Annotated in this window: 20 protein-coding genes and 1 pseudogene; 7 read left to right on the forward strand and 14 right to left on the reverse strand. The window is 57.3% G+C overall.

Annotated elements, in window-relative coordinates:
• Positions 1–4: 4 nt before the first annotated feature.
• The 10 genes from ACR0AA_RS21910 to ACR0AA_RS21955 all read right to left on the reverse strand — a co-directional run bounded on the left by ACR0AA_RS21910 (position 5) and on the right by ACR0AA_RS21955 (position 14,569).
• Entirely contained in the window at positions 5–2,212 is a 2,208-nt protein-coding gene (locus ACR0AA_RS21910) for a HEAT repeat domain-containing protein (RefSeq protein WP_480757411.1), read from the reverse strand.
• Between the two features lie 166 nt (positions 2,213–2,378).
• Positions 2,379–5,060, reverse strand: coding sequence for an arsenate reductase (azurin) large subunit (locus ACR0AA_RS21915; RefSeq protein WP_480665900.1), 2,682 nt, complete (start codon positions 5,058–5,060; stop codon positions 2,379–2,381).
• 18 nt (positions 5,061–5,078) lie between these two features.
• On the reverse strand, positions 5,079–5,648 hold the full coding sequence (locus ACR0AA_RS21920; protein WP_480757414.1) for an arsenate reductase (azurin) small subunit: 570 nt from the start codon (positions 5,646–5,648) through the stop codon (positions 5,079–5,081).
• Positions 5,649–5,653: 5 nt separating this feature from the next.
• Complete coding sequence (locus tag ACR0AA_RS21925; RefSeq protein ID WP_480757416.1) at positions 5,654–6,841, reverse strand: cytochrome-c peroxidase; 1,188 nt, start codon at positions 6,839–6,841, stop codon at positions 5,654–5,656.
• A gap of 11 nt (positions 6,842–6,852) precedes the next feature.
• Positions 6,853–7,959 carry a cytochrome-c peroxidase gene (locus tag ACR0AA_RS21930; protein WP_480757418.1) on the reverse strand — a complete coding sequence of 369 codons (1,107 nt, stop codon included), beginning with the start codon at positions 7,957–7,959 and terminating at the stop codon, positions 6,853–6,855.
• A 138-nt stretch (positions 7,960–8,097) separates the two neighbouring features.
• The gene (locus ACR0AA_RS21935) at positions 8,098–10,311 is read right to left on the reverse strand and encodes a hybrid sensor histidine kinase/response regulator (RefSeq protein WP_480757420.1); all 2,214 of its coding nucleotides are present in this window, start codon (positions 10,309–10,311) and stop codon (positions 8,098–8,100) included.
• Between the two features lie 298 nt (positions 10,312–10,609).
• Positions 10,610–11,575: an agmatinase gene (gene speB / locus ACR0AA_RS21940; protein WP_480757422.1), complete on the reverse strand. Its 966-nt coding sequence runs from the start codon at positions 11,573–11,575 to the stop codon at positions 10,610–10,612.
• Between the two features lie 22 nt (positions 11,576–11,597).
• Entirely contained in the window at positions 11,598–12,878 is a 1,281-nt protein-coding gene (locus ACR0AA_RS21945; RefSeq protein ID WP_480757425.1) for a TRAP transporter large permease, read from the reverse strand.
• Positions 12,875–13,480: a TRAP transporter small permease gene (locus ACR0AA_RS21950; RefSeq protein ID WP_480665892.1), complete on the reverse strand. Its 606-nt coding sequence runs from the start codon at positions 13,478–13,480 to the stop codon at positions 12,875–12,877. Before ACR0AA_RS21950 ends, ACR0AA_RS21945 begins: the two co-directional genes overlap by 4 nt.
• 72 nt (positions 13,481–13,552) lie before the next feature.
• Complete coding sequence (locus tag ACR0AA_RS21955) at positions 13,553–14,569, reverse strand: TRAP transporter substrate-binding protein (protein ID WP_480757427.1); 1,017 nt, start codon at positions 14,567–14,569, stop codon at positions 13,553–13,555.
• A gap of 148 nt (positions 14,570–14,717) precedes the next feature.
• Between ACR0AA_RS21955 and ACR0AA_RS21960 the strand changes: the two genes are divergently transcribed.
• Positions 14,718–15,611, forward strand: coding sequence for a LysR family transcriptional regulator (locus ACR0AA_RS21960; protein WP_480665890.1), 894 nt, complete (start codon positions 14,718–14,720; stop codon positions 15,609–15,611).
• Positions 15,612–15,630: 19 nt separating this feature from the next.
• On the opposite strand, the gene ACR0AA_RS21965 is transcribed toward ACR0AA_RS21960, so the two are convergent.
• Positions 15,631–16,518, reverse strand: coding sequence for a LysR family transcriptional regulator (locus ACR0AA_RS21965; protein WP_480665889.1), 888 nt, complete (start codon positions 16,516–16,518; stop codon positions 15,631–15,633).
• Between the two features lie 316 nt (positions 16,519–16,834).
• Here ACR0AA_RS21965 and ACR0AA_RS21970 point away from each other — a divergent pair, with 316 nt between their 5' ends.
• The 5 genes from ACR0AA_RS21970 (at position 16,835) to ACR0AA_RS21990 (ending at position 21,010) form a co-directional block, all read left to right on the forward strand.
• Entirely contained in the window at positions 16,835–17,863 is a 1,029-nt protein-coding gene (locus ACR0AA_RS21970; RefSeq protein ID WP_480665888.1) for a fatty acid desaturase, read from the forward strand.
• A 61-nt stretch (positions 17,864–17,924) separates the two neighbouring features.
• Positions 17,925–18,713 carry a 3-methyl-2-oxobutanoate hydroxymethyltransferase gene (locus ACR0AA_RS21975; protein WP_480757430.1) on the forward strand — a complete coding sequence of 263 codons (789 nt, stop codon included), beginning with the start codon at positions 17,925–17,927 and terminating at the stop codon, positions 18,711–18,713.
• Positions 18,710–20,011, forward strand: coding sequence for a M24 family metallopeptidase (locus tag ACR0AA_RS21980; protein WP_480665886.1), 1,302 nt, complete (start codon positions 18,710–18,712; stop codon positions 20,009–20,011). The genes ACR0AA_RS21975 and ACR0AA_RS21980 overlap by 4 nt, the downstream gene beginning before the upstream one ends.
• 4 nt (positions 20,012–20,015) lie before the next feature.
• Positions 20,016–20,327: a non-heme iron oxygenase ferredoxin subunit gene (locus ACR0AA_RS21985; protein ID WP_480757433.1), complete on the forward strand. Its 312-nt coding sequence runs from the start codon at positions 20,016–20,018 to the stop codon at positions 20,325–20,327.
• Between the two features lie 173 nt (positions 20,328–20,500).
• The gene (locus ACR0AA_RS21990) at positions 20,501–21,010 is read left to right on the forward strand and encodes an N-acetyltransferase family protein (protein WP_480757435.1); all 510 of its coding nucleotides are present in this window, start codon (positions 20,501–20,503) and stop codon (positions 21,008–21,010) included.
• Positions 21,011–21,126: 116 nt separating this feature from the next.
• Here the strand turns inward: ACR0AA_RS21990 and ACR0AA_RS21995 are convergent, their stop codons facing one another.
• The 3 genes from ACR0AA_RS21995 to ACR0AA_RS22005 all read right to left on the reverse strand — a co-directional run bounded on the left by ACR0AA_RS21995 (position 21,127) and on the right by ACR0AA_RS22005 (position 23,356).
• Positions 21,127–21,570 (reverse strand): YqfO family protein, encoded by a 444-nt coding sequence (locus ACR0AA_RS21995; RefSeq protein WP_480757437.1) that lies wholly within the window; start codon positions 21,568–21,570, stop codon positions 21,127–21,129.
• A gap of 82 nt (positions 21,571–21,652) precedes the next feature.
• Positions 21,653–22,357: an ArsR/SmtB family transcription factor gene (locus tag ACR0AA_RS22000; RefSeq protein WP_480757440.1), complete on the reverse strand. Its 705-nt coding sequence runs from the start codon at positions 22,355–22,357 to the stop codon at positions 21,653–21,655.
• A gap of 180 nt (positions 22,358–22,537) precedes the next feature.
• On the reverse strand, positions 22,538–23,356 hold the full coding sequence (locus tag ACR0AA_RS22005; RefSeq protein WP_480757443.1) for a DUF2189 domain-containing protein: 819 nt from the start codon (positions 23,354–23,356) through the stop codon (positions 22,538–22,540).
• A gap of 518 nt (positions 23,357–23,874) precedes the next feature.
• Here ACR0AA_RS22005 and ACR0AA_RS22010 point away from each other — a divergent pair.
• A pseudogene (locus tag ACR0AA_RS22010) lies at positions 23,875–24,060 on the forward strand (transposase); the annotation flags it as partial.

The raw sequence follows: 24,060 nt of genomic DNA on the forward strand, positions 1-24,060 counted from the left end.
GGGTTCAGACCGAGCGCGGAGGCTCCCGCAACAAATCGGCCAATGCAGTGATCATTACCGGCCATTGCCCGCGGCGGTTCTGGTCGCGCAGCTCGGCCAATAATTTGCGGCCAATGGATACCACTGCCGGAGAGTTGTCATTGACATAGGTCAGAATGCGCTGCTCAGGATTGGCAAGAAGGAAGGGCACAATCTCGGCGCATGCCCGCTCCGGAGCGATCTCGGAAATCAGGCGCATCGCAGCCTGCCGAACCGGAGCGGACGGATCGTCGAGCAGGCCGCCTGCGACGTCTGCCGTGCCATTCCATTTGGTCAGGATATGCATGGCATCGATACGAAATGGAGTGTCGCCCGTTTTCAGCATTGCCCGCAACTTGCCGCGCAACGCGTCCTGCGGCGGCAGATCAGCCAATTGCAGGAGTTTCAGCGCCTGCAAGGACAGGTTCGAATCCGTGTGTGACAAGCCCTGTGTAATCAGCTCGACAACCTGCCGGTCGTCCAGTTCCGCCCCATGACGGGCAACAGATACACCCAGCGCCGACAATGCCTGCTGTGCAATTTCGGTGTCGGCATCCTGTGCAATCTGCGCCAGCATGACCTGCATGCCTCTTACCTCGCCCAGCAGCCGAATGGCAGACATGCGGGTTTCACGCGCCAGAGCCTCGGAATCATCGTCCAGCGCGACCCGACGGCGTTTCGGATGTCGTGTGGCCTTGGCCAGCAAAGCCTGCTCGCGTGGGGTCAGCGGCTGCACGACGTCCTCTTCTGCTTCTTGCTGCATCTCGGCAGCAATTGCGTCGTGGCCGAGGATCGCGCCGAGGCTTGAAGTCGGGCCATTGTCACCACCTTCCGACACATCCAGTCCGGCCCCTTCCAGCGCAGCAATGTCGGTCCGAGGGGCTTCCTCTTCGGGGTCTTGTTCCACAGCAAGCGGCATTGGGGCCAGGGCAAAAGACAATAGCATCTCGCGCCCCTGCTGCTGGTTCACATGCGGGCGGGCGTCGTCGGCAACAATCGTCGCCAGCGACGCCAAAGCCTTTAGCCGCACGGATCGGAACGGAGAACGGCACGCGCGCTGCAACCACTCCGCCGCTTCGCGTGAAGGAGAAGTCGCCAGCGCGTCAACGATGGCCCATTGCATACGCTCAGCCTTGAGGTCGCTTGCGTCTACCGAGAACAGCGCGTTCAGGCGATCCGCCACGAGTTCCGGGGCCAGAGCCGCCAACAAACCCAGCGCTTGTGCTGACACTTCGGGTTGCTGTCCAGTCGCCAGAAAGTCCAAAACCTGCCATCGCAGGTCCTCTCGATCGGCAATCGGAGCACCGCGGTCCAGCCTGTCAATTAGAGCCAACTGCACTTTGGCACCCGGGTCGCGCATCATGCGGTCAAGCAGTTCCGCTTCGGAAAATCCCGACATATTCAGCGCGGCGATGCGGATGTCTTCGACCGCATCGGTCAGGGCTTGCTCGACCAAGGACGTGTTATTGGGCATCAACGCCTCATAGGCGATCAGGCGAACTGCGCCGTCTTTGTCCTTTAGCACCTTGCGCAAAATGCCTTCGGCTTCGGTGCCACCAACAGCTGCCAACGCTTTCAGGGCACGGTGGCGCAGGCGGCGGTTCGAGGATTGAGCGAACACACCCAACGTCGGAACGGCAGGCTGGCCGATCCGGCCCAACGCTTCGCAGGCGACATCGCCCAATTCCTGCCCGTCTTCGTCCATCAGAGCCATGACAATCGGTTCGATCGCGGCAGCGTCACCCAACTGACCCAATGCCTTGATTGCAGCGATTTGGGTGTCCAGCCAGTCGTCCCACTCGTCCTGATGGAGTTCGTCTTCGTCCCACGTGACCTCATCCCCACGCCCGGCCACGAAGGTGCGCAGGTAAGGCGCGGCATCGTCGAATTGCAATTCCGCCAAGGCGTTCACGCAGGCCAGCTTCACCTCACCACAGGGATCGTGGATCAGGTTCTCCAGAAGTTGCGAAGCGGCTTCCTGTACTCCCAAAGCGCCCAGCGCCTGAGCGGCGTCCTGACGGACGTCTTCGTCATCATCCAGCAGCGCCTCGACCAAGGCCGGGCTGTTCTTGGCACCAATAGCAGTTAGGGCCTGTATGGCGCGCAGGCGGATCACGTCATAATCGGATTTTGCGTATTCGGAAACCAGGCTGGTGGCCTCGTCGCGCAGGGCGGTATCGGAATGCATGTTCATATCAAGCTGCCATGTCTGCGGTTGGGCGGGTTGGGTGAAAGTGGAAGGCAGGTTTCCCAACCGATACCTGCCTTCCAGTTAGGCCGGGGACGCCGGCCTATGGTCCCTTCTGCAGTGGGACCGAACCCGAAGGGCGGCATGGCATCCGCCCCCCGGAAAGCTGTCATCAGGCGATGTCGCGCGGCGCAAAGGACATCGTACGGAACGAGGTCTTGTAGGGGCTCGGCCCCAGTTTGCGGACCTTGGCAACACCCATCTTGTAGTTGTAGTTGCCGCTGATCCAGTCGACGATCCGGCCCTCAAGCGCGTTTGCAGGCTGCTGCATGTGCAGGAAGTCCATGTAAACAACGCTTTTCTTGATGGCGGGCGTGACCATGGCCACGGCGGTGATCGCCGCTTTGGTCAGTTCGATATGCCCGTTCTCCATCAGTTTCGAGAACTGGAAGTCATCACCTTCCACACCCAGCAGCGTAGTCTTGTTACCCGGAACGCGTTCCGAATAGACCATCACATAATCGCCGCTTTCGATGCCGCGCTCGGCCGCATCGTCGGGGTGGATTTCGACCCAGTTTTCCGGCCAGCGCTGCACGATGTACGGGCGACGGCGGTCGTCGAAACCGGATTGCCAGCGTTCGTTGATCCGACCGGAGGTCGCCCACAACTCGCCTTCGTCCTTGTTTGGTTTAAGCCATTCCCAATAGTCCGAGAACAGACCCCAAGGCGATTTCTGGATGTTGCACTTACCGGTTTGGCTGTTGAAGTGCGTCAGCTTCTTGTTGAACACATCTTTCCCAGCTGCACCGGTCTCCGGCAGCGTGCGTGTCGTGTCGTGCAGGCGCTTGGTCTCAATCAGTGTAACACCGTCGGCATCCAGCATGACCGGGCATTGCACCCCATCGGTGCCGAATTCACGGACCTTCTGGTGCAGGCCTTTGCCTTCCTTCTTGGCCAGACGATAGACCGCGTGGAAATCTTTGCGCGACCCGCGGGTAAAGCGCACGGCCTCTTCGGCGACCTCGTTCGAACTCTGCCAGTCGAACCCGTCAAAGCCCATCCGCTGTGCCAGTTGCGCGATGATCCACCAGTCGGGTTTCGCCGCACCGGGGGCATCATAGAACTTCTGATACAGACGCAGACGGCGTTCACCGTTGGCGCGCAGGAAATCCTCTTCGCCCCAAGTCGCTGCCGGGAATACGATGTCGGCGTATCGGTTGCCGATCGGGTCCTGCAGATAGATGTCCTGATTGATCACCACCATGCCGCCACTGTCGGCGCGGGCCTTCAGCGTATCGATCATCTCTTGCTTGTCGAAGCTGGCGATCTGGTGCGGATTGCGGACGGTCAGTTCCTCGAACTTGTCGGCCAGTTGCTGCGATCCGCACATGGACTGAATCCAGGTGGTGCCGATCACGTGGGCAATACGGGTATGACCTGCGATCAGATACCGGTCGGTATCCATGGCGCGGCGACGGCGGCCCGGCAGTTTCTCGGGCGATTTGTTGCGCGGGTACTTCCCGCCCTTGACGCCGCCCCGCTGGTGACCACCGGCTCGGCCGATGACCTGACCTGGACGACCGCCACAGCCACAGATGATGCCCAGCGCGGAGATCGCCTGTGTGTTGCCGGTGTTGTTCGACCAGTAGAACCCTTTCTCGATCATGATCGAGGTTTTCGGGCGCGAGCCATCCTCTTTGGGTTTGGCAAGCCATTCGGCAGCCGTATAGATCTTTTGCACGTCGATCTGGGCCATGGCCGCGGCGGTCTCGGGCGCGAATTCGTCCTGCGACAACAGCCACTCTTTCCAGTCCTCGAAGCCTTTGGTCTGGAACTTGCCCCAGGTCGTGCGCCACTGCCAGGGCGTGTTCCGGGTGCCCTGACCGAAGCCAGAGGAGCTCTCCCACTTGTTGTTGACCCATTTCTTGATCCAATCGCTGTCTTCCCAGCCATTTTCCACGATGACGCGGGCAATGGCGTTGACAACCAGCAGGTCAGTGCCGGGCAGAACGTCGATATGCAGACCGCCCATCTTCTCAGCATGGGCCACACCGGCGGACCGGCGCGGGATCAGATAGATTTCCTTCTGACCGTTCTGCATCCCCTTCATCATCCACTGGGTATAGAGGATGGTCTTGGTCTCATACGGGTCGGTGCCGCAGACCAGCAAGGTTTCCGCGTCGCGCCAGTCTTCATAGGACGGTCCGAAGTTATCGAAACCCGCATCCCGGAAACCGGGTGTCGATGTCACGTCGGACGGCGTGTCGTGGAAGGTGAAGTTCGCAGTGTTGATATGGCGCAGCGCGTATTTCGAGATTGCATAGGTGTTCTCGATATACTGGTAGCTGAAGGTTTTCACACCATAGGCATTGGTGCCGTGTTTGGCGATGACGTGGTTGCCCACCTCGGCCGCCACATCCAGCGCCAGATCCCACGGGACCGGCATCAGCGTGCCATAGATCCGCATCAGCGGCGTCTTCAGGCGGTCGCGTGTCGGCGTCTGCGGGTTATAGCATTTCTGTGCAATACACCCGCCCCGCAAAGAACTGTCGCCGTCTGTATTGACGGTCTGGTTGTCCTTGTCCGGGATGATCACCACGTGATGCGGCTGGCCCTTGTGCAGCACGATATTATGCTGGTTCGGAGCCACCCATGCACCCAAGGGGGCAACGGGGAAATCCTCGCCAAATGCGTTTTCATCCGCGCCGGGACCGCCCGACTTGGCTGTCACAGGCCAGCGATAGACTTTGTAACCGCAGGCCACGATGCAATAGTCGCAGGCGGTCGAGATGACCTCGGCGCCCTTGGGCGGCAGCGGGACGTTGGTTTCGGGTACGTAATACGGGGTTGCCATTGTCAGTCTCCCCTCCCCTTATGCAATGAGATTGTCGTAACGGCCGTAGATCAGGCCGAACATGCCAACGGCGTAGATGTCATCGCCGTCCAGTTCCAAAAGGACCTGCGGCAGTGACTGGTAGGCCTGCCCCGAGACGAGGATGCCATGCCGTGTCACGTCATAGGTGGACAGATGCAGCGGGCATGGACCCAGCACCTTATGTTCCGGCTTGTAGCTGTCAAACATCGACCCCCCCTGATGGGTGCAGGTGAGGTTGAATGCCACAACGTCCCGCTGCGGACCGATGCCGCCGCCGCTTTCCACGCCGGTCTTGACCAGGATCGAGTCCGAATAGTCGCCCTCATCCGGGTAATAGAACTCGACCGGCACATCCTGTTCCAGCTCGGACAATTTGCCGATCAGCTTGCGCGGATAGGTGGACACCAGGGCGGGTACTTGCTCGGCCTGACCGTGACGGGTGGGCATGGCCACCATCACGGCAAAGGTCGTTGCACCCGAGGCGAACAAGAACTGTCGGCGGTTCACGGTGCAGGCCTTTTTGGCCTCGCCCGAACAGCTGCATCCGGTTGCGTTATGATCTGTCATAGCGCTTACTCCTCTGTGGCAGCCGCTGGAAGCGGCTGATAATCCGGCAGTTCGGGTTCCTCGATCAGGATCTCCTCGCCGGACAGGGATTTCAGGAATGCCACCAGATCCGCCTTTTCCTGATCATTCAGGCCAAGGGGTTGGATCAGCGGGGATTTGTTGTCAGCGAATTCATTTTCGCCGCCTCCCTGGTTGTAGAATTCGACCACATCCTCGAGCGTCTCTAGCATGCCGTTATGCATGTAGGGTTCGGTATAGAGGGTGTAACGCAGGGACGGTGTGCGGAACTTGCCCCTGTCGGCCTTTTCCTTGGTGCGGAAATAGAAGCCAGGGTCGTCCTTGGTGTGGCGATACATCTCTTCGGTCGAGCCTTTGGCATAAAGCTCGTACCGGAAGGTGACTTGTGCCAGACCGTCATCCTGCCAACCGCCATAGGCGGGCACGCCGGTGTTGTAGTATTTCTCATCCGACAGCAGCGCGCCATTGTGGCATTCGGAACATTGCGCCTTGCCGGTGAACAGCTCCAGCCCGCGTTTTTGTTCTTCGGTTAGCGCCGCATCATCCCCGCGCAGGTAGTTGTCGAAGGGGGTGTCTGTTTGGACGATGGTGCGTTCAAACGCAGCGATGGCCCGCCATGCGTTGCCGACGCGCGGCCACTGGTCACCGAAGACATCGTTGAAGCGTTCGACATATTCGGGGACGAAGGCCAGACGGGCCTCCATCATGTCGGCCTCGCCGTTCCCGGCAACCGCGCCGCCTGCGGCGGATTTGGCCTGGCTTTCCAGGCTTTTGCTTGAGCCCGCCCAGAACAGCTTGCCGTAATAGGCCGAGTTCACGATGGTCTGGCTGTTGCGCCAGTGGGTCGTGCCGGGATATCCGAACGAGATTGGTGCTTCGACGTCCCACCCGACGTCCGGCATGTGACAGGCCGAACAGGGCGTCGATGGATTGCCGCCCAGACGCGGATCGAAGAACAGCATCTTGCCCAGTTCGATCTTGGCATCGGTTTGGGGGTTGTCCAGCGGAATTGGAGGCTCGCCCAGCGCCACCAATGGCGCATCCGGATCGGGGTCTGCCCCGCCGATACCGGCCTCAATCTCCATGCTGGTCTCTGCAAAGGCGTACGAACCAAGGGCGGCAACCAGAGCAGCGGTGGCGATTGTACCTGAAAGGTAAGACTTAAGGTCTTTCATGGGTCCACTCCTCAGTTTGTCGCGTCTTGCCAGTTCTCGATCGGCGCATAGTCCGTATCGATGTCCTCGGCGATGAATTCAGGACCGGTCAGCGGCTCGCCAGACAGCGCCTTGAGGAAGGCCACCAGCTGCGCTTGCTCGGTCTCGCTCAGGTTCAGCGGCTTGATGCGCGGGTCCTTGTTTTCATCGTCACCGCCACCGGCGTTGTAGAAGGACACCACATCTTCGAGCGTCGCCATCGTGCCGTTATGCATATACGGCGCGGTGTAGGTCAGTTCGCGCAGCGTCGGGGTCATGAAGGTGCCGAACGTGTCGGCGGTGTGGGTACGGATGTAAGCGCCCGGATCGGCGCGCAGGTTCATGTAGTTCGCAACACCGAGGAACTTCATCATGGCCACGAAAGTGATGTGGCGTTCGGGCGTCGCCCAAATGTCCGGGTTGTCCGGAACACCAATATTATGCGGCAGGTCATCGGTGAACCGCTCGCCCGAGTGGCACGAATTGCAGCCGCTGGCGTTGAACAGTTCATAGCCCGCCATGGCCTCTTCCGACATCTCGCCGGTGTCGAAGGGTGCGCCACGCGAGATCAGCGTTTTCAGATATTCGGGGATCGCGTTTCGGACACCACCGTTTGAAGGCTCGCCAAATCCGGCAGCTTCGAACATTTCGACATAAACCGGATCCTGCTTGATGCGTTCCTGCATCAGACGCATGTCCATGTTCATGGAATAGGTCTCGGTGATGCTTTCGCGGGTCACGTCGTTGAGGTTGGTGCCGATGCGTCCATCATGGAACCACGCCGCGCGCTTGGCGCTGTTAATCAACGTCGGAACGTTGCGGAAATGCAGGTTCCCTGCATAGGCGTCCGACAGAGCCTGCCCGTCAGTGAAACCCAATTCCGGCTGGTGGCAGCTGGCACAGGACAGCTCGGTGTCGCCGGACAGGCGTGGATCAAAGAACAATCGCTTCCCAAGAGCCGCCTTGGCTGGATCAAATTCAATTGCTTCCACCGGGCCCGGTTCTTCCGCCTGGGCCTGGTGAACCGGTAACGCGGCACAGATCGTCAGCAGCGAAACTGTCGATAGCGCCGAGAACCATGTTCTGGCTTTGGTCATCATCTAAATGCCCCTTTGTCGCTGGACCGGTCTCTCCGGGTGGCCGAGGACCGGTTGTCCAAATTGTAGAGGGCAGTTGTTTCGTGGTGATTTGATCCAGATTAAGGTCTGTGAAGAGATGTTAAATTTTGTAACGAAGACTCAGCCAAGCAGGGATCGAATGATCCGTGCAAGGTTTCGCACTTCAACCGGCTTTTGCACCATGACCGGAGCGTCATCGGCATTCAAAACCTGTGCGTTTTCGAAATAGCTGCTGATCAGCACGGCTGGAATATCGGCTCTGACCGTACGGGCGGCCTCGATCAGTTCCGTGCCGACAAGTGCTGGCATCATGAGGTCCGTCACGATCGCGTCAAAGGCATCCGGATTGGAATTGAAAGCCTCAATGGCGCGTACAGGATCAGAATATGCCTCTACACGATAGCCAAAGCGCGTCAGCAGACGGCGCGTGACGTACAACACGTTCTCATCATCGTCGACCAGCAGGATATGTTCGTCGCCCGCGACTGCCTCGACGTCCGCCTGCTCTTCCGGGCTAAGCGCAGGCATCAATGGATAGTACAGGCTGAAACGGGTCCCTTTTCCGGGTTCAGAGTGCAACTCTACACGTCCCCTGCACTCTTCAACACTGTTGTGAACGATGGTCAGCCCCAGCCCCGTACCCTTTCCAACCGGCTTTGTAGAAAAGAAGGGCTGGAACACCTTGTCCTGCAGTTCTTTGGACATGCCCGGCCCGGTATCACTGATGTCCAGCCGGATAACGCCGATTGCGTCATCCGGCAGATCATCCAGAACGCTCTTGTCCGCAAGGCCGATGCGCAAAACAACCTCACCTGATTTATCGCCCATCGCTTCGAACGCGTTGTGACAGAGGTTCAGCAGTGTCTGGAAGAACAGTGTGCCGTCAAAATCCACGAAGGCAGTATCGACATTGATCTCGAAACGGGTTTCCACGTTGGGCGGTGCAGAGACTCGGATAAGTTCCAACGCCTCTTTGGCCGCTTTCACCATGTCCCCGCGCTGAGGGTTCCGCGGGCGCTGTCGGGCGAAGGTCAGCATTTTACGCACCAGCGCCTGAGCACGGCGGGCTGCGATGCGTATATGGTCAACCGATGTTTGAATGTCTTCGTTTCCGGCGGCATCCAATTCGATCAGATCGGCATTGCCGGTCACGCTCATCAAGACATTGTTGAAATCGTGCGCGACTGAACCGGCCAGAATGCCGACGGCCTCCATCTTCTGGACCTGAGCGAATTGTTCATTGGTGCGGCGGCTTTCGGTCAGGTCTTCGCCAATTCCGATGTAGTGCGTAATAGCGCCATTCTGATCAACCAGTGGAAAAATCGCATTGGACACCCAATAGTGGCTGCCGTCTTTGCGCAAATTCCGAAACACACCGTACCAGCTTTGACCTTTTTGAAGGCTGCTTTGCAGTTCGCTGTAAACACCCCGCCCCGAATGCCCGGACTGCAATATCTTCGGCGTATGCCCGTAGATCTCATCCGGCTCATAACCGCTGAGTTCAAAGAACTTGCGGTTTGCGTATTCGATCTTGAGGTCCGTATCGGTGATGATGATTGACGCCGGGCTTTGCTCGACCGCGCGGGCCAGTTTGCGTTCGGCCAATTCCACCTGTTCACGCAAAGCAAGCTCAGATTTCAGTCGTTGGTTTGTGCGTAGGATGGAAGAAATCAAAAGGGTCGTCAGAATGGCAATTACACCGATCACGATAATCAGGCCGACCAGCAGAACCGAGAAGTGTCGGACAAAACGTTCGCCCTCCGAGAAGGCTTGCACCATGCCCAACAGACTCTGGTCCCGCTCGGCGATCCACAGGGATTCAAGCTCGGCCAGCGCGGTCAAGGCGTCACTGTCATCGACGCGAACAATGGCGTCGATTTCTTCCGCGCTCAATCCGGCGGCGATACCGGCCTCGATGCGAGGGATGTTGTCTGTATATTCGCGCGCAACCTCTTCGATCTGCAGCAGCGCTTGCAGTTCGGCTATGGAAGGCGTGGTGCCACGGTAGGCTTCAATCGTGGTCAACAGGTTGCGCGATTGTCGCCGGAGTGTCGGCCCATATTCCGGGCTGTGGCGCAGCACGTAGTTTTTGAAGTTATGGATCAGGCCGCCGTAGCCAAAGTACGCGCGTATATCCGAAATCAAGTAGCCCCGTGGCGTGGTATCAGCCGAATAGTCCCGCCACGCCTCATGCATGTCACCGATACGGTTTCCCGTCTCACGCGAAATGTATAGAAACACCGACAGAATTACGGCAAGGGCCACGCCAATGCCAAAAGCGACAGAATAAGCGCGTTTGGTGTAGCTGGGCGAGGAAGCCTGAGATTTCGTCATTTCGGTACTAAACGCATCCGATGATCGAATCTCAACCCGGATCGATTCAAATCTGCTGCGACAGTTTGGGCTGTTTGAACCGTGTTGCTTTGGTATCAGAGAAGCTCTGAAACCAGTACTCGCGTTCAAAGCCACAAGATTCAGTGACGTTGATGGATTGCGCGTCGCCACCAGAGGTGCACCGCAATAACGAACACCGCAATTATTTGCAAAACCAGGCAAAAGAGCCAGCTCGCAGATGGACCGCAAGCTGGCAGGGATTGGCAATCTCTCCTGAAGAATGCCACGGGGAGGGAGCTTATTTCTTGTTGTGGAAGATAAACCCGACGAAGTTCAACAGCAGTTGCGCCGCAAGGATCTGAGTGCTTTCCGACGGGTCGTAGGCCGGGGCTACTTCGACCAGATCTATGCCCACGACGTCGCCGCGTTTGCTCAGACCCTGGAGAATTTCAAGCACGTCGTAATACTGGAATCCACCATGGCTGGGCGTCCCCGTGCCGGGTGCGATCGAGGGGCAGAACGCGTCGATGTCGATGGTGACATAGTAGCGAGCGCCGTCGGGAATACGATCCAGAACCGCTTCGGTTCCCAACTTCCGTACCTGTCGCACCGACAGAATGTCCGAGCCACGGGCGCGGGCGTCTTCATAGCCCTCTTTCGCGGTCGAAGACACGTTGCGGATACCCAGCTGGGTCATGCCTGAAACATAGTCTTTCTCGATCGCGCGGCGCATCGGGTTCCCATGACCGTCGGTGACGCCTTTGCGTTCATCGACGAAATCCAGATGCGCGTCGATCTGGATCACATGGATGGGTCCGTTCTTGGCGCAGTCTTCTTCAAAAGCCCGAATGCAAGGGATGTTGATCGAGTGATCACCACCGATCGTGACCGGCATCGCGCCAGCATCGAGGATCTTTTTTACTCCGTATTCGATGTTCGCGTGGCTCTCTTCGGTCTTGGTGTGGATGATATCTGCGTCCCCCAGATCGACGATACGTACATCGCTGCCCAGATAGGTGGCGTCGTCCTCGTGGTCATATGCCCCGGCATGACCAAAGCTGAACAGGGTCGAGGCCTCGCGCACCGAACGGGGGCCAAACCGGGCGCCAGAGCGGAACTGACAGCCAAAGTCAAACGGCGCGCCCAGGATCGCCACATCGGCGTCGATGGCGTCCCAGTTTTCGACGTAAGGTTTCTTGCCAAAGGTCGCGATGCCGACAAAAGGCAGGTTCAGACGACCAGATTCATACCCATGTCCCGACATGATTTTCTCCGTTTCTTATGGTTTAGCGATAGGCCAGTTCCGGCAGGAACAGGGCAATTTGAGGGAAGGCTATCAGTAAGCCCGTCACGATCAACAAAATGATCAGGAATGGAGGCACTCCGCGCACAACTTCCACGAAGGGTCGGCGGAACACAGCAATAGCTGTGAACAAGTTACAGCCGAATGGAGGCGTGGCGGCACCGATGGCGACTTGCAACGTGATGAGGACACCGACCAGAACCGGGTCAAGACCGCTGGCCTTGATCATGGGTGCAAAGATCGGAACCAGGATCAGGATCACAACGATCGAGTCCACGAACATGCAGCCGACAAAGAAGGCGACGTTGATGGCAAGCAGCACCATCAGCGGTCCGGCCTGTTCAAGACCCAGCGCGGCGATGATGGTCTGTGGCACCTGCGCAAAGCTGAGCGTCCAGCTGAACGCGGCACCTGCGGCAATCAGGATGAACACCACCGACGTTATGGCACCCGTGGACAGCGCGATATCAAACAGGTCACCTAACTTGATCGAACGGAAGATCACCACTTCGAGCACGACTGCATAGAGCACACAGATCGCGGCCGCCTCGGTTGGTGAAAAGATGCCACCATAGATGCCGCCCACAATGATAGCTGGGAAGCCCATCGGCCACAGCGCTTTGCGCAATGCAGTAAAGCGCTGCCCCCAGCCTTCGCGTGGCAGGACGGGGATGTCATGGCGATAGGCGTAGACCATGCAATAGCCCGAAAACAGCACCACGATCAGCAGGCCCGGCAGGATTCCGGCAATGAATAACTGCGAGATCGAGGTTCCGGAAACCACGCCATAGATGATCATGCCAATGGAAGGCGGGATCAGATAGGCAAGGTCAGCGGCATTCACGATCAGCCCGATCGAGAAACTGTCGCTATAGCCCGATTTCAGCATCCGGGGCCGCATCGCTCCGCCGATGGCCACAACGGTTGCCTGGGTCGAACCACAAACCGCGCCGAACAGCGCGCAGGCAGACGTGACCGAGATCGCCAGCCCGCCTTTGATGTGACCCATGAAACTCATCACCAAATCGATCAGGCGGTTGGCAGAATGTCCGCGTGTGATGATATCGGCGGCCAAAATGAACATGGGCACCGCGATCAGCGCGGCAGGTTTCACACCCCCGATCATCTGCTGGATCAGGATCTGCATGTTCATGTCGGGGAAATAGACAAGGAAGCCCAGTACCGCCGCCGAGATCAGCGGCATTTTCATCGGGAAGCCTGCAAGCAGCAGGACGATCATCACGACCAGCATCAACTCGGTCATTTGTCTGCCTCCGTGGAATCTTCGTAGCGTTGGATTGCGGCTGCGGTTTCGGGATCTTCGTAGCTGTCGACTTCGAGGTACGAGACGTAGACGTCTTCCTCGGCGAAATTCAGATTGCGGATCGCAGTCAGCAGATACTGGAACGAGGCGAGCGTCAGCCCAACCACCACCCAGACGTATGTCAGGTACAGTGGCAGTTGCAGCGCCGGGGTGATCCGCCCGCGAGAGGCGACTTTCTGCACATATTCCAGCGCGTACCAGGCCAGAACCGCCATCACGACCGCCGTGGTGGCCGCGATCACGACCATAAGACCTTTGCGTATCTTGATCGGCAGCGCGTCATAGATCGCCGACATGCGGATGTGAATACCCTTGCGCGTGGCATAGCCCAGCCCCATGAAGGTAACGATGACAATCAAGAACTCATTCAGTTCTTCCGAGAAATAGATGGACTGGTTGAACACATACCGGCCAAAGACGTTGGCGATTGTGTTCGTGGCCATCAGGATGATCCCCCAGCCCAGGATCCAGACTTCGATCCGTCCGATGACGGCGTCGATCTTTCCCAAAAAGCCGAAGGGAGTGGCGGTGCCGCTTTGCATGGTGTCCTCCCTTTGAAAGCCCTCACGCGCAGGGCGCGTGAGGTCGTGTTGAGTGAGTGGTTTGGGTAGGGATCAGTTGCCCGCCAGTTCCGCTTGCAGCGCGTCCAGCAATTCCTGACCGCGCCCGCCAACGGTGTCGACATAAGCCGCCGAGGTGCCGGTGCTGCGCTCGCGGAACGCGTCCCGCTCTTCTTCGGTCAGAACGACCAGACCGATGTCAGGCTTGGCTTCTTTGATGATGTCCAGACGTTTCTGGTTGAAATCCGTGACCACACCGTCAATGAACCCAGTCATGTCGGCCATTGTGTCACGCACCAACTGTTGGCGGTCCGGGCTGAGGGTTTCGAACCAGTCCGAACCAGCAACAACGGTGGTGACAAGTTCCTGCTCGCCGGCCCAGATCAGGTGGCTGGTGACTTCGTAGAACTTCATTTCTTCGATGGTAGGGATCGGGTTGACCTGACCATCGACCGCACCCAGCTGCAGCGCGCCAAATACTTCGCCGAACGGTAGCGGCGTCGGGCTGGCACCCATGTTCTTGTAGGTTTCCAGCAGGATCGGCGACACCATCACCCGCATCTTGAAGTTCTCGAAGTCATCAGGCGTACGGATTTCACGATTGGTGGTCCAGACCTGAGGACCCTCGGAATACATGGTCATCACTTCCAGACCACGCTGGCGGAAATCGTCGTTCAGCGGGCCGTAGATGGTTTCCGAGCTGCTGAGGATCTCCGAAATCGCGACCGGATCAGACGGCAGCAGATAAGGTAGCAAGAAGACCTGGCTTTCGGGAACGATGGTTCCGAGGTTCCCGATCGAAACATTGGTGAACTGGATGATACCGTCGGCAGCTTGCTCAACGGTTTCGGTCGGCGTACCCAAAGTGCCCATTGGGTAAACAGTGACGGTGACGTCGCCGTTGGTGGCGGCTTCGATGCGCGATTTAAACTCTTGCGCATAGGCATCCATGATCGAGCCAGGAATCTCTTCGATGGCGAATTTCCAGTCCTCGGCCAAAGCGGTGAGTGGCGTCAGGCTAAGCAGAGCAACTGCAGCTGTGTTCCTGAGTTGCCTAAGGGTAAATGTCATGTTGGTTTCCTCCCATAGATCTTTTGCGGTTTGGAGATCGAGAGGCAGGACAACACAGAAATTTACACGAAAAAATATCATATTGATTATGTTCACATAAAGATTTTTCATGTAAACTGCGTGGAAATTCCTGTGGGGCGGATACTCGTTGAAACTGCTCAGAAATACTCTGTTAGAGACTTTCGTGACCGTGGTCGAATGCGGCGGGTTTACCGATGCGCAATACGCTTTGGGCATAACCCAGTCGGCAATCAGCATCCGAATCCGCGATCTTGAGGCCGCGCTTGGATACCGGATCTGCGAACGTGGCCGCGGAGGATTTCACCTGACCGAGCGGGGTGAGATCGCCTATCGTAAAGCTGGCGACATCCTGCGCAGCGCTCGTGATTTTGATGCGGAACTGCTGGAACTGCGCGACACCATAACCGGTGATCTGCGCATTGGACTTGTCGATGCGGTCAACACACTTGCGGACCTTAAGCTGGCAAAGTCGCTAAAGCGGTTCCTAGACCGGCCCAACGAAGTCCGGCTGGAAATCGTGGTGGCATCACCAACCGAACTAACGCAACGCCTGATCACCGGCGACCTGCACGTCGCAATTGCGCCGTTTCGAAATAAGGTAGCTGATCTGGTCTACACCGAACTGTGCCACGAAGAGCACCACTTGTACTGTGGCCGCGATCACCCTCTTTACAAATTGCCCAATGATCAGATCGATCTCGACGTTATCTCGGGCTTTGAAATGTGCCAAAGAAACTACGATATGCTGGTTTCGCCAGAACTTCAGGCCAGACATCCAAAGGCTGTTGTCGCCAACATGGAAGCAATGGCGACCATGATCGAAACCGGGCACTATCTGGGCATGTTGCCGGTTCACTTCGTCGAAAACTGGGGGCGCCGCGACAGACTGCGAGAACTTGCACCAAACATGTTGAACTGGACGTCGACATTCTATCTCGCAACCCGGGCGCCCCGGGCACATCGCCGCGCGGTCGAGTTGTTTGTGCAGGATATCTGTGGTTCCGAACCGAAAACGGCGTAATTGAAACCCAGTTTCTCGGCTAAAGCGCGGTCAGTTCAGCTTCCTCTCGCAGCCAACTGAGAAATGCTTCGCGGGCGGGAGTCAGTGAATGGGGCGAAGGTGGGAGGAGGTAATACCCTTCGACCAGTTCCGCTGAATCCGCAAATGGGCGCGTGAGTTGCCCTTTTGCCAACAGGTCAGACACCAGAGTGTCATGCGCCATGGTAATTCCGGCATTATTCAGCGCCGCATTGATCGCAATGACATAAGTCGACGTCAGATTGACCTGTCCTGACCTCTCAAAGGCAACCCCGCTGGCCTGGCACCAGGATTCCCACGTACCCGTGGTGCCGGCACAGTCAAATAGAACCGCTGTTTCCAGATCGATTTCTCCGCCTTGATATTCGGGCGCACAGACCGGGTAAAACCGATCTGTGGTCAACCTTTCAGCTGGTTCGGTCATCTCATCGGGGCGGCCGAACCGAATTTCCAACGCAGCTTGCGATGCATGCCGTTCCGGGTCCCAAATCGGCGTTATGATATCAAGCACCAGCCAGGGGTGTTGGGCATACAGCCGATGCAGGCGCGGGGTAAGCCAAAACACCGAGAAAGCCATGTTGCATTGCACACGGACGATTTCACCCGCATGCGATCCGGTGAACGCGCGCGTGCTGTTGGCTATCAGTGCAAAGGCTTCACGTATGCCGGGCAGATAATTTGCCCCATCCTCGGTCAACTCCAACATCCGGGTTTTGCGGACAAACAAGTCCCGACCAAGAAACGCCTCTAGGCTGCGCACATGCTGACTGACTGCCGATTGCGTCAGGTTCAACTCGGTCGCAGCACGTGTGAAACTCAGATGGCGCGCGCTTTCATCAAATGCGCGCAACCAGGTCAGAGGGGGTAAACCTGAGGCCGGATTGATCATGCACGATATCTCCATTAATTTTCTTAATGACATAACCTAAGATTCATCATTTGTCATCGAAGCAGATCGTGAGGCATCTCTTTTTCAACTCGGGAGGAGATGCAAATTGCCGCAAACTGCGCGTTCCAAAAGCCAGACTTACTGGTCGGAAAGAAGTGATTTGGCCGCCGCGTTGGACCGAACACAGCGGCTGATTGGCACGGCGTCCTAGAAAAAACCGCGCAAGAACTGCGAGACCCGGATCGAATAGACGACTACCTAGCCGAGCTAAGGGCCGTTCCGGAATACGAAACCGACGATTACGCGAGCTGAGATCATGCCAGACTATGTCCCAACGAATGCTGCCTCTTCCGGTGTGAAGCTGGACAAGAAGACCCTGAAATCCATCGCCGCCCGATCCGACCGTCCAGGGCTGGTCTACTTGGCCAAGTGGGTGGGTGCCCTGTGTCTGACCGGCACGCTGGTTTGGCTAAGCCTTGGCACTTTGTGGATGTGGCCTGCGATGTTTGTGCATGGCGTGGTGCTGACCGTGCCAGCCTATTCTTTCAGTCATGAAACCGCCCATGGCACCGCCTTTCGCACGCGCTGGCTGAATGAAGCTGTGCTGTGGGTCACCTCACTTCTGTACATGGAAGAACCACTGCATCGGCGCTACACCCACACCAACCATCACACGCATACATGGCATGTAGGCAAGGACAGCCAGATGCCCTTTGATACGCCCATGGGTTTCGGCGGTTGGCTGACCGAGATCACAGGTTTTGGTCTGTTGCGCTTTCACATGCAGGTGTTCTGGCATCTGGCGATCGGTCACTACACCGACACCATGAAAATGGTGACACCCGAAAACGAGTTCGCGAGGATGACCCGCAACGCGCGGATCATGCTTGCGATCTATACGCTGATCGCCATTGCGCCCTTTGTCGGCGTTTGGTGGCCTGTCTGGTTCATCGTGATGCCGCGCATCATGGGTGCGCCGGTCATGTTGCTGTTTACCCTGATCCAACATGTCGAGTTGCAAGAGAACTCGCCTTCAATCCTGGACAGCACCCGTTCGTTCCGTGGGCATTGGTTGGCGAACTTCCTGTACATGAACATGAACAACCATGTCGAACACCACCTGTATCCGCAGGTGCCATTCCACGCCCTGCCCGATCTGGCCGAGGCCGTTCACGATCAGGTGCCAGAACCTGACCCTGGTTTCCTGCGCACCAATTGGGAAGTCTTTGTCATCACGTTGCGTCGCACGTTGAGTCTGTCGACCAAGGCCCAATCGATCCGGCAGGCTCCCCACATGATAACCAGCGGCGGGCCAGTGGAACGTATTGCAGAAAGGACGATGTAACATGAAGCGCATCTATGACTTCAGCCGCAACCCGGCGATCCGCAACTAAACGGTAGCCGATTTGAAGGCGCTCAAGGGATCGGGCAAAAAGCTGTCCATGGCCAATCCGGCCGACAACGACCAGATCCGCGCCTGTGTCGAAGCGGGGATCGACCTGTTCGTCGTCGGCTCTAATCAGATTGAAGACATCCGCAGGCTGGCACCGGCGCATTTCACCGGGGTGGGCTCGACCTGGGCGCGGTTTGGTTCGGATGATGAAATCGTCGCAGACGCCTTTGACGCGATGCGACGTGGGTCCGACATGTACTATACATTGCGATCCTTTGACGTGATGGAGCGCATGGCCCGCGAAGGTATTCCGGTTCAAAGCCATATCGGGCTGATCCCCACGTTCAGCCACCATTGCGGTGGGTTGCGCGCTTTTGGCCGCAAGGCTGAAGAGGCGATGGAAATCTGGACCACACTGAAGCGCATGGAAGACGTCGGCGTCTTCGCGGTTGAAGCCGAGTGCATCGCCGAAGAGGTTCTTGAGGCCGTGAACGACAAGACCTCGGTCGTCACATTCTCGCTGGGGTCGGGGATGGCAGGAGATGCCATTTTCTCGTTTCTGGCCGATATCTGTGGCGAAGCCAGCGAAGAGAAAAAACCGCCGAAACACGCCCACGCCTTTGGACAGGTCGGCCGGTTGCACAAACAGATCCACGACGAACGTGTCGCCGCCCTGAGTGAATTTCACCGCGAAGGCGCTGCAGGCAACTTCCCTTATCCGCAGACCAATATTTCGATGCACGCGGGCGAGAAGGAAAAGTTCCTCGAGGCCCTCGATAAATGGACGCCGACGCACAAATGAACGACGCAACCGACTATAGCCGGGCCTTTGCCGCTAAGCCCCAGCCGTTAACGCTTGAACAAGCCGCATGGATCACCCCGCCAATGCAGGCCGTCGATACCGAAGGGATGATCGACGTACCGCGAATGCGCCGGTATCGCCAAAACCGGCTGCGTGAACAAATCCGGGCGCAGGGCCTGGACGCGATCATTCTGGTCGAGCCGCTGTCGATCCGCTATGCAACCGGCGTGCGCAACTGCACCTTGTTCCAGATGCATATTCAGGCCGGGTATCTGTTCATACCCGCCGACGGGCCGGTGGTCTATTTCGACTCGGAACCCGGGCGGAACACCGGTAGCACCTTGGAGACCATCGACGAAATCCGCGACGACCTGCTGCCGCTGTCCTACATGTTCGCGGGGCCGCGGCATGACGAATGGACACTAAAGTGGGCCAATCAGATGGATGACCTGATCCAACAGCATTGCGGGCAAGGAGCGAAGAAGATCGCCATCGAACGCGCCGGGTTCCATGCCGAGCAGGCTTTGGTGAACAAGGGCCATATGGTGTCGGACGTCGCCCCGGTTCTGGCACATGCACGCAAGATAAAGTCTCCCGAAGAAATCCTTGCCATGAACCTGACGATCGCGGTGGCCGAGGATGGCATGACCCGGATGCGGGACAATTTGCGCAATGGGGTGATGGAACAAGAGCTATGGGCGCATATGTGGTCCGCCCTGATTGAGGGCGGCGGCGAATGGCTGGACTATCGCTTGCTGGCGTCAGGCGAAAGGACAAACCCGTGGCAGCAAGAGGCGTCCTCGCGCATGATCCGCGCCGGTGATCTTGTCGTGTTCGACTGCGGCATGGTCGGGCCGTTCAGTTATGGTGCCGACATCTCGCGCGCGTTCCGCTGCGGGCCTGGGCGGCCTTCGGACTATCAGAAAAGCCTGTATACCATGGCCCATACCGAGGTGATGGAGAACACGAAGCTGGTTCAAAGCGGGGCTGCGTTTTCCGAGATTGCGCTCAGCCGCCATCTGCCGCCTGCGGGCTTTAGCGACCAGCCTTACCCTTGTATGATGCACGGTTTGGGCATGGCGGACGAATGGCCGGTGATCCTGCATTCTCCGGATCACCCGGAATTCTACGACGGCCAGCTAGAGCCCGGAATGGTGATTTGCGTCGAAAGCTATATCGGCGAGATCGGTGGGGTCGAGGGTGTGAAACTCGAAGACATGGTGCTGGTCACCGAAAGCGGCCCGATCACCCTGTCGCGATATCCCTTTGAAGAAGAACTGATGACAAAAGAGGTCTAGGCACATGAGCAACTGGGTACAGGCGTGCTGCACGGATGACATCGACGAAGAAGATCTGATCCGCTGGGACCACGGCGATCAGACCTATGCGATCTACAACACGGAAAAAGGGTTCTTTGCCACCGACGGCCACTGCACCCATGAGGAGCAACACTTGGAGGACGGACTGGTCATCGACTGCGTCATCGAATGCCCTTTGCACGGGGGCCGGTTTGACATTTGCACGGGTAAGGCACTTTCCGCTCCATGCACCGAAGATCTCAAGACCTATCCGGTCAAGATTGAAGGCGGCCAGGTTTTTGTTCAACTGGGCTAGACATTCAATCAAGTCGGGTCAATCGGTTCAGTTTCGGAACGCGTCTGCGCGTTCCGAAAGCAAAAAATACTGACCCCTCATAGACTTAAAACCCAGGCTTATGCGAGAGGGTCGCATTACCGACTGAGCCCTTTTTGCATTGACCTTTGCCAGCATGCTGGCATCTATCGGCCATGACCATTCGCAATCCGACAGTTTCAGATGCATCAAGCATTGCCGCGATCTCGATTGAAGTGTGGATCGGCACCTATATCAAACGCGGTGTGAATGCCACATTTGCCGACTACGCATTAAAGGAATTTACTCCGTCCAAAATAGATAATCTCATCCTTGATCCGGACCAATTCATCCTTGTTTCCGAAAACGACGAAGGAATTGACGGTTTCATTCGGGTGTCTTCCGCGAGCAAGGCGCCAGTGCCCGGTTGTTCAGAACTGGAAATCTCAACCTTCTACGTCCAACCGCGTCATCATGGTAAAGGGATCGGCAAACGCTTGTTGGCTGCTGCGCTCCAACACTGCCGTCAAAAAGACGCCAAGTCGGTTTGGCTTGCCACCAATGCAGAGAACGATCCCGCCATTGCTTTCTACCTCGCGCAGGGGTTCGAGCACGTTGGAGAAACCCAGTTCCTAATCGGCGGCCAAGGATACCTGAACAACGTGTATGCATTGCAGTTGGCATAGCTTTCCGTATCACGGCAATGGCAACTTCGTCCCGTTGATCGCACGCTCGACGCGAAAAGCCACTCTTAGTGCGAGCGGTTCAGTAGGGATGCAGCGAATGTCCCATTCGGCATTTTCTACCGGTGTTCTTCAGGCACCCAATCCTCGGCGTCATTGTTCCAGAACCTGTTGGGATTGTCCTCATCTACACCCCGGATATGCAGGGTTCGCACGCAAGGCTGGACAAAGATCACCGGCTCTTCATAGGGGTGCGATGAATAGATGTTTCTGAGGATCTGGCTAACTTTCCCCTCATCGCTGGCCAGAAAGAATGACAACTCACTGCAGGGCACCTCGACCGCCTTTGGGGTTGCTGCGTTGCGTCCACTCCCCAACGATCTGAATTGCTGGATACCCGGCGCGGTTCGATAGGTGACACTGTCATAGTCGCCGTACTTCAATGCGTCATCCACCAGAACCGCGTCCACGATCCCTTGCACGTGTGTAACAGGAACCTGAACAGTAATCCGCAGGCCATTTTCAGGAACGAACCTGTCTTTGTCGAGTTTGGGCAATGTCATGACAATCTCCAACAGTTTGCCTGAAGGGATAGCTCGTATCGGTGGCGCTGTGGAAAAGGACGGTTCGCTGACGGTCGAACCGTCAGGTGCGATCGGTGCCGTCCACTGTATTACTGTTCAGGCCAAACCAGCGTTCGAGCGCATCATACCCGTCAGATGTGACGGTCAGGGCTCGGCTTCCAGTCCTGCGCTCCAACCACTTCACAGCCAGGGCCTTTTGCATAAACGCCGTAGCCAGCGGCCCGGAAATGTGGTGCCGCCGCTCTGTCCAATCCAGGTAGAGCTTTGCAGGAGGTTTTCCACAAGAAACAGGCAGGACTTCGATCCCGATGTCGTCAACAAAGGCCTGATAGCGTGAGCCAAATGTGATGGCATCGTCACGGAGGGTCAGCACGTCAATGGCAACAAGACGCTCTGTCATCAATACACCAAGCCTGCCTGCAATATGATTGTAGCAACTGCGCGCCCGTTGTGTGTCCGTTGCGATCTGTCCCGGGCGGGCCAGGTGGTCGGTTGGCGATAGCGTTGCCAGCCTTTCCAACACCTCGGCTATGTCGGCACTCGCAACACGATGATAGACATGCCGCCCGCTGCGCAGCGAGGAAGTCAGGCCAGCCAGTTCGAGTTGCTTGAGATGCACACTCGCCGTTTGAGGGCTGACGTTTGCCGCGCAGGCCAACTCTTTGTTCGTGAATGCGCGCCCATCCATCAATTCACAAAGGATGCGGGATCGGCTGGGATCGGCGAGCGCCGCCCCGATGATGTCCAGTCTGGGTTCGATTGCCATGTGAAACAGGGTAATGGTAGATCAGGCGTGCGGCCAGTAAGAACCATTCGATGGCGAACGAAGCAAGCTGCAAGTTGGGCTTTGATCAATCGTCCGCAATGCCCCTCTCCTGCTTCATTGGCGGATCAAGACGCATCATTCAAGCGAATTACGCAGTGCTGCAGGTGATGGTTGGACAGATCACTCTTCGGCTGGCGGCACAGCCCGCTGATAAAGATGCCATGTGGTATGGCCTAGGATCGGTAGGGTGAAGATCAAGCCCAGAAACGCCGGAACAAGCGACAAGAGCATCGTGACAGAGATGATCGCCGCCCAGCCGAGCATGACCACCGGGTTTTCCGTGACGACACGAATGGACGTCAACATGGCGGAAACGAAGTTAGTCTCCCGGTCGAGCAGCATGGGCATGGCAACGACGGTCACCGTGAACAGGACAGCCGACAGAAATGCGCCAACACAGGTGCCAACAGCAAGGAAGGTCCAACCCTGCGGTGTGAACAAAACGGTGTTCAGAAAACCGTCAAAATCCGAGAAGGATGCATTCTGCAGGATGATCGCCAGCCACAGCCGAATCTGGTAAATCCACACCCAGAAAATGAACAGTGTGACAAAGGCCATCCAGCCCATTTCGCGTTTGCTCTGGTTGGCCATGACGGCAAGGATTTCAGACCAGCCGAAACTCTCTCCCTTCTGCATCCGGCGGGACATTTCATAGAGCCCCGCGGCGGCAAATGGCGCGACCAACGGAAAGCCAACAACGGCGGGAATGATCATCCAGATCTTGCCAAGCCAGACCAGGCTCCAAACAAACAGAAGGCCGAATACCGCATAGAACAGGCCAAAAAAGCCGCTCATGATGGGACGAGCCAGAAAGTCGGAAAACCCAGCCTTCAGCGAGGCGGTGATATCATCCGCAGTCACTTTATTGACCCTGGGCATGGCCCCGGGCTGCGGTGTCAGGTTGTCTGGTGGTGTGGAACCTGTGGTCTTGGATGTCATAACATACTCCTCCAAAAGCATGACCCCACACTGGTCCGTTTGTTAACAGACCCAGCGGTGAAACAGACATCCCTCCTCCGCGTACAAGTTTGCATCAGGTAAAGCTTAAGGGCAAGAAGTGAGTATGGCAGCCAAATCCTCCTCTCCCTTCGAAACCAGCCCAACGTGCCTTCGCAGGCACATCGCAGCTAATGCCGGCAAAGAGCCGTAGCCAACCCGGCGTATGCCTTGAGATTATGGCGGAGCTGGCTTGTAGCACGCAATTGATACTCGATGCGATCGGACAAACACATATGAGCGTCAATTGTCCGCACCAGTTTTTTCGCGATTCCACCAACGGTTGGGATTAGAGTTGTGCGGGTCATAGCTTGCGCGACTAGCCCAACAGTCTTTGATGAGGATCAGTGGATCTTCGTAATGGTGAACGTCATGTATCGCATCCAGAACACGCCCTAGCGTCGGGACCCATTGATTTCCGTTTTGCGGCGTGATTCACGGTTCAAAAACGAGCGGTGAACGTGTCTGATCTCTTCTGGCTTGCGGATGCGCAAATGGCGCGTCTGTAGCCCTTCTTCCCGAAGCCCCACGGCAAACCGCGCGTCGATGACAGGCGTGTGGTGAGCGGGATTATCTTCATCAATCGCAATGGTTTGCGGTGGCGGGATGCCCCTGCTGCCCATGGACCGCACAAGACGCTGGACCAT

This window comes from Ruegeria sp. CE8 (assembly GCF_056537465.1).

Excerpts from the sequence above, each read along its gene's own strand:
- ACR0AA_RS22005 (WP_480757443.1), bottom strand. The coding sequence starts at position 23,356 with ATGACATCCAAGACCACAGGTTCCACACCACCAGACAACCTGACACCG.
- ACR0AA_RS21935 (WP_480757420.1), bottom strand. The coding sequence starts at position 10,311 with ATGACGAAATCTCAGGCTTCCTCGCCCAGCTACACCAAACGCGCTTAT.
- ACR0AA_RS21920 (WP_480757414.1), bottom strand. The coding sequence starts at position 5,648 with ATGACAGATCATAACGCAACCGGATGCAGCTGTTCGGGCGAGGCCAAA.
- ACR0AA_RS21965 (WP_480665889.1), bottom strand. The coding sequence starts at position 16,518 with ATGATCAATCCGGCCTCAGGTTTACCCCCTCTGACCTGGTTGCGCGCA.
- ACR0AA_RS22000 (WP_480757440.1), bottom strand. The coding sequence starts at position 22,357 with ATGGCAATCGAACCCAGACTGGACATCATCGGGGCGGCGCTCGCCGAT.
- ACR0AA_RS21995 (WP_480757437.1), bottom strand. The coding sequence starts at position 21,570 with ATGACATTGCCCAAACTCGACAAAGACAGGTTCGTTCCTGAAAATGGC.
- ACR0AA_RS21985 (WP_480757433.1), top strand. The coding sequence starts at position 20,016 with ATGAGCAACTGGGTACAGGCGTGCTGCACGGATGACATCGACGAAGAA.
- ACR0AA_RS21950 (WP_480665892.1), bottom strand. The coding sequence starts at position 13,480 with ATGCAAAGCGGCACCGCCACTCCCTTCGGCTTTTTGGGAAAGATCGAC.
- ACR0AA_RS21945 (WP_480757425.1), bottom strand. The coding sequence starts at position 12,878 with ATGACCGAGTTGATGCTGGTCGTGATGATCGTCCTGCTGCTTGCAGGC.
- ACR0AA_RS21915 (WP_480665900.1), bottom strand. The coding sequence starts at position 5,060 with ATGGCAACCCCGTATTACGTACCCGAAACCAACGTCCCGCTGCCGCCC.
- ACR0AA_RS21925 (WP_480757416.1), bottom strand. The coding sequence starts at position 6,841 with ATGAAAGACCTTAAGTCTTACCTTTCAGGTACAATCGCCACCGCTGCT.
- ACR0AA_RS21930 (WP_480757418.1), bottom strand. The coding sequence starts at position 7,959 with ATGATGACCAAAGCCAGAACATGGTTCTCGGCGCTATCGACAGTTTCG.
- ACR0AA_RS21990 (WP_480757435.1), top strand. The coding sequence starts at position 20,501 with ATGACCATTCGCAATCCGACAGTTTCAGATGCATCAAGCATTGCCGCG.
- ACR0AA_RS21910 (WP_480757411.1), bottom strand. The coding sequence starts at position 2,212 with ATGAACATGCATTCCGATACCGCCCTGCGCGACGAGGCCACCAGCCTG.
- speB (WP_480757422.1), bottom strand. The coding sequence starts at position 11,575 with ATGTCGGGACATGGGTATGAATCTGGTCGTCTGAACCTGCCTTTTGTC.
- ACR0AA_RS21955 (WP_480757427.1), bottom strand. The coding sequence starts at position 14,569 with ATGACATTTACCCTTAGGCAACTCAGGAACACAGCTGCAGTTGCTCTG.
- ACR0AA_RS21970 (WP_480665888.1), top strand. The coding sequence starts at position 16,835 with ATGCCAGACTATGTCCCAACGAATGCTGCCTCTTCCGGTGTGAAGCTG.
- ACR0AA_RS21980 (WP_480665886.1), top strand. The coding sequence starts at position 18,710 with ATGAACGACGCAACCGACTATAGCCGGGCCTTTGCCGCTAAGCCCCAG.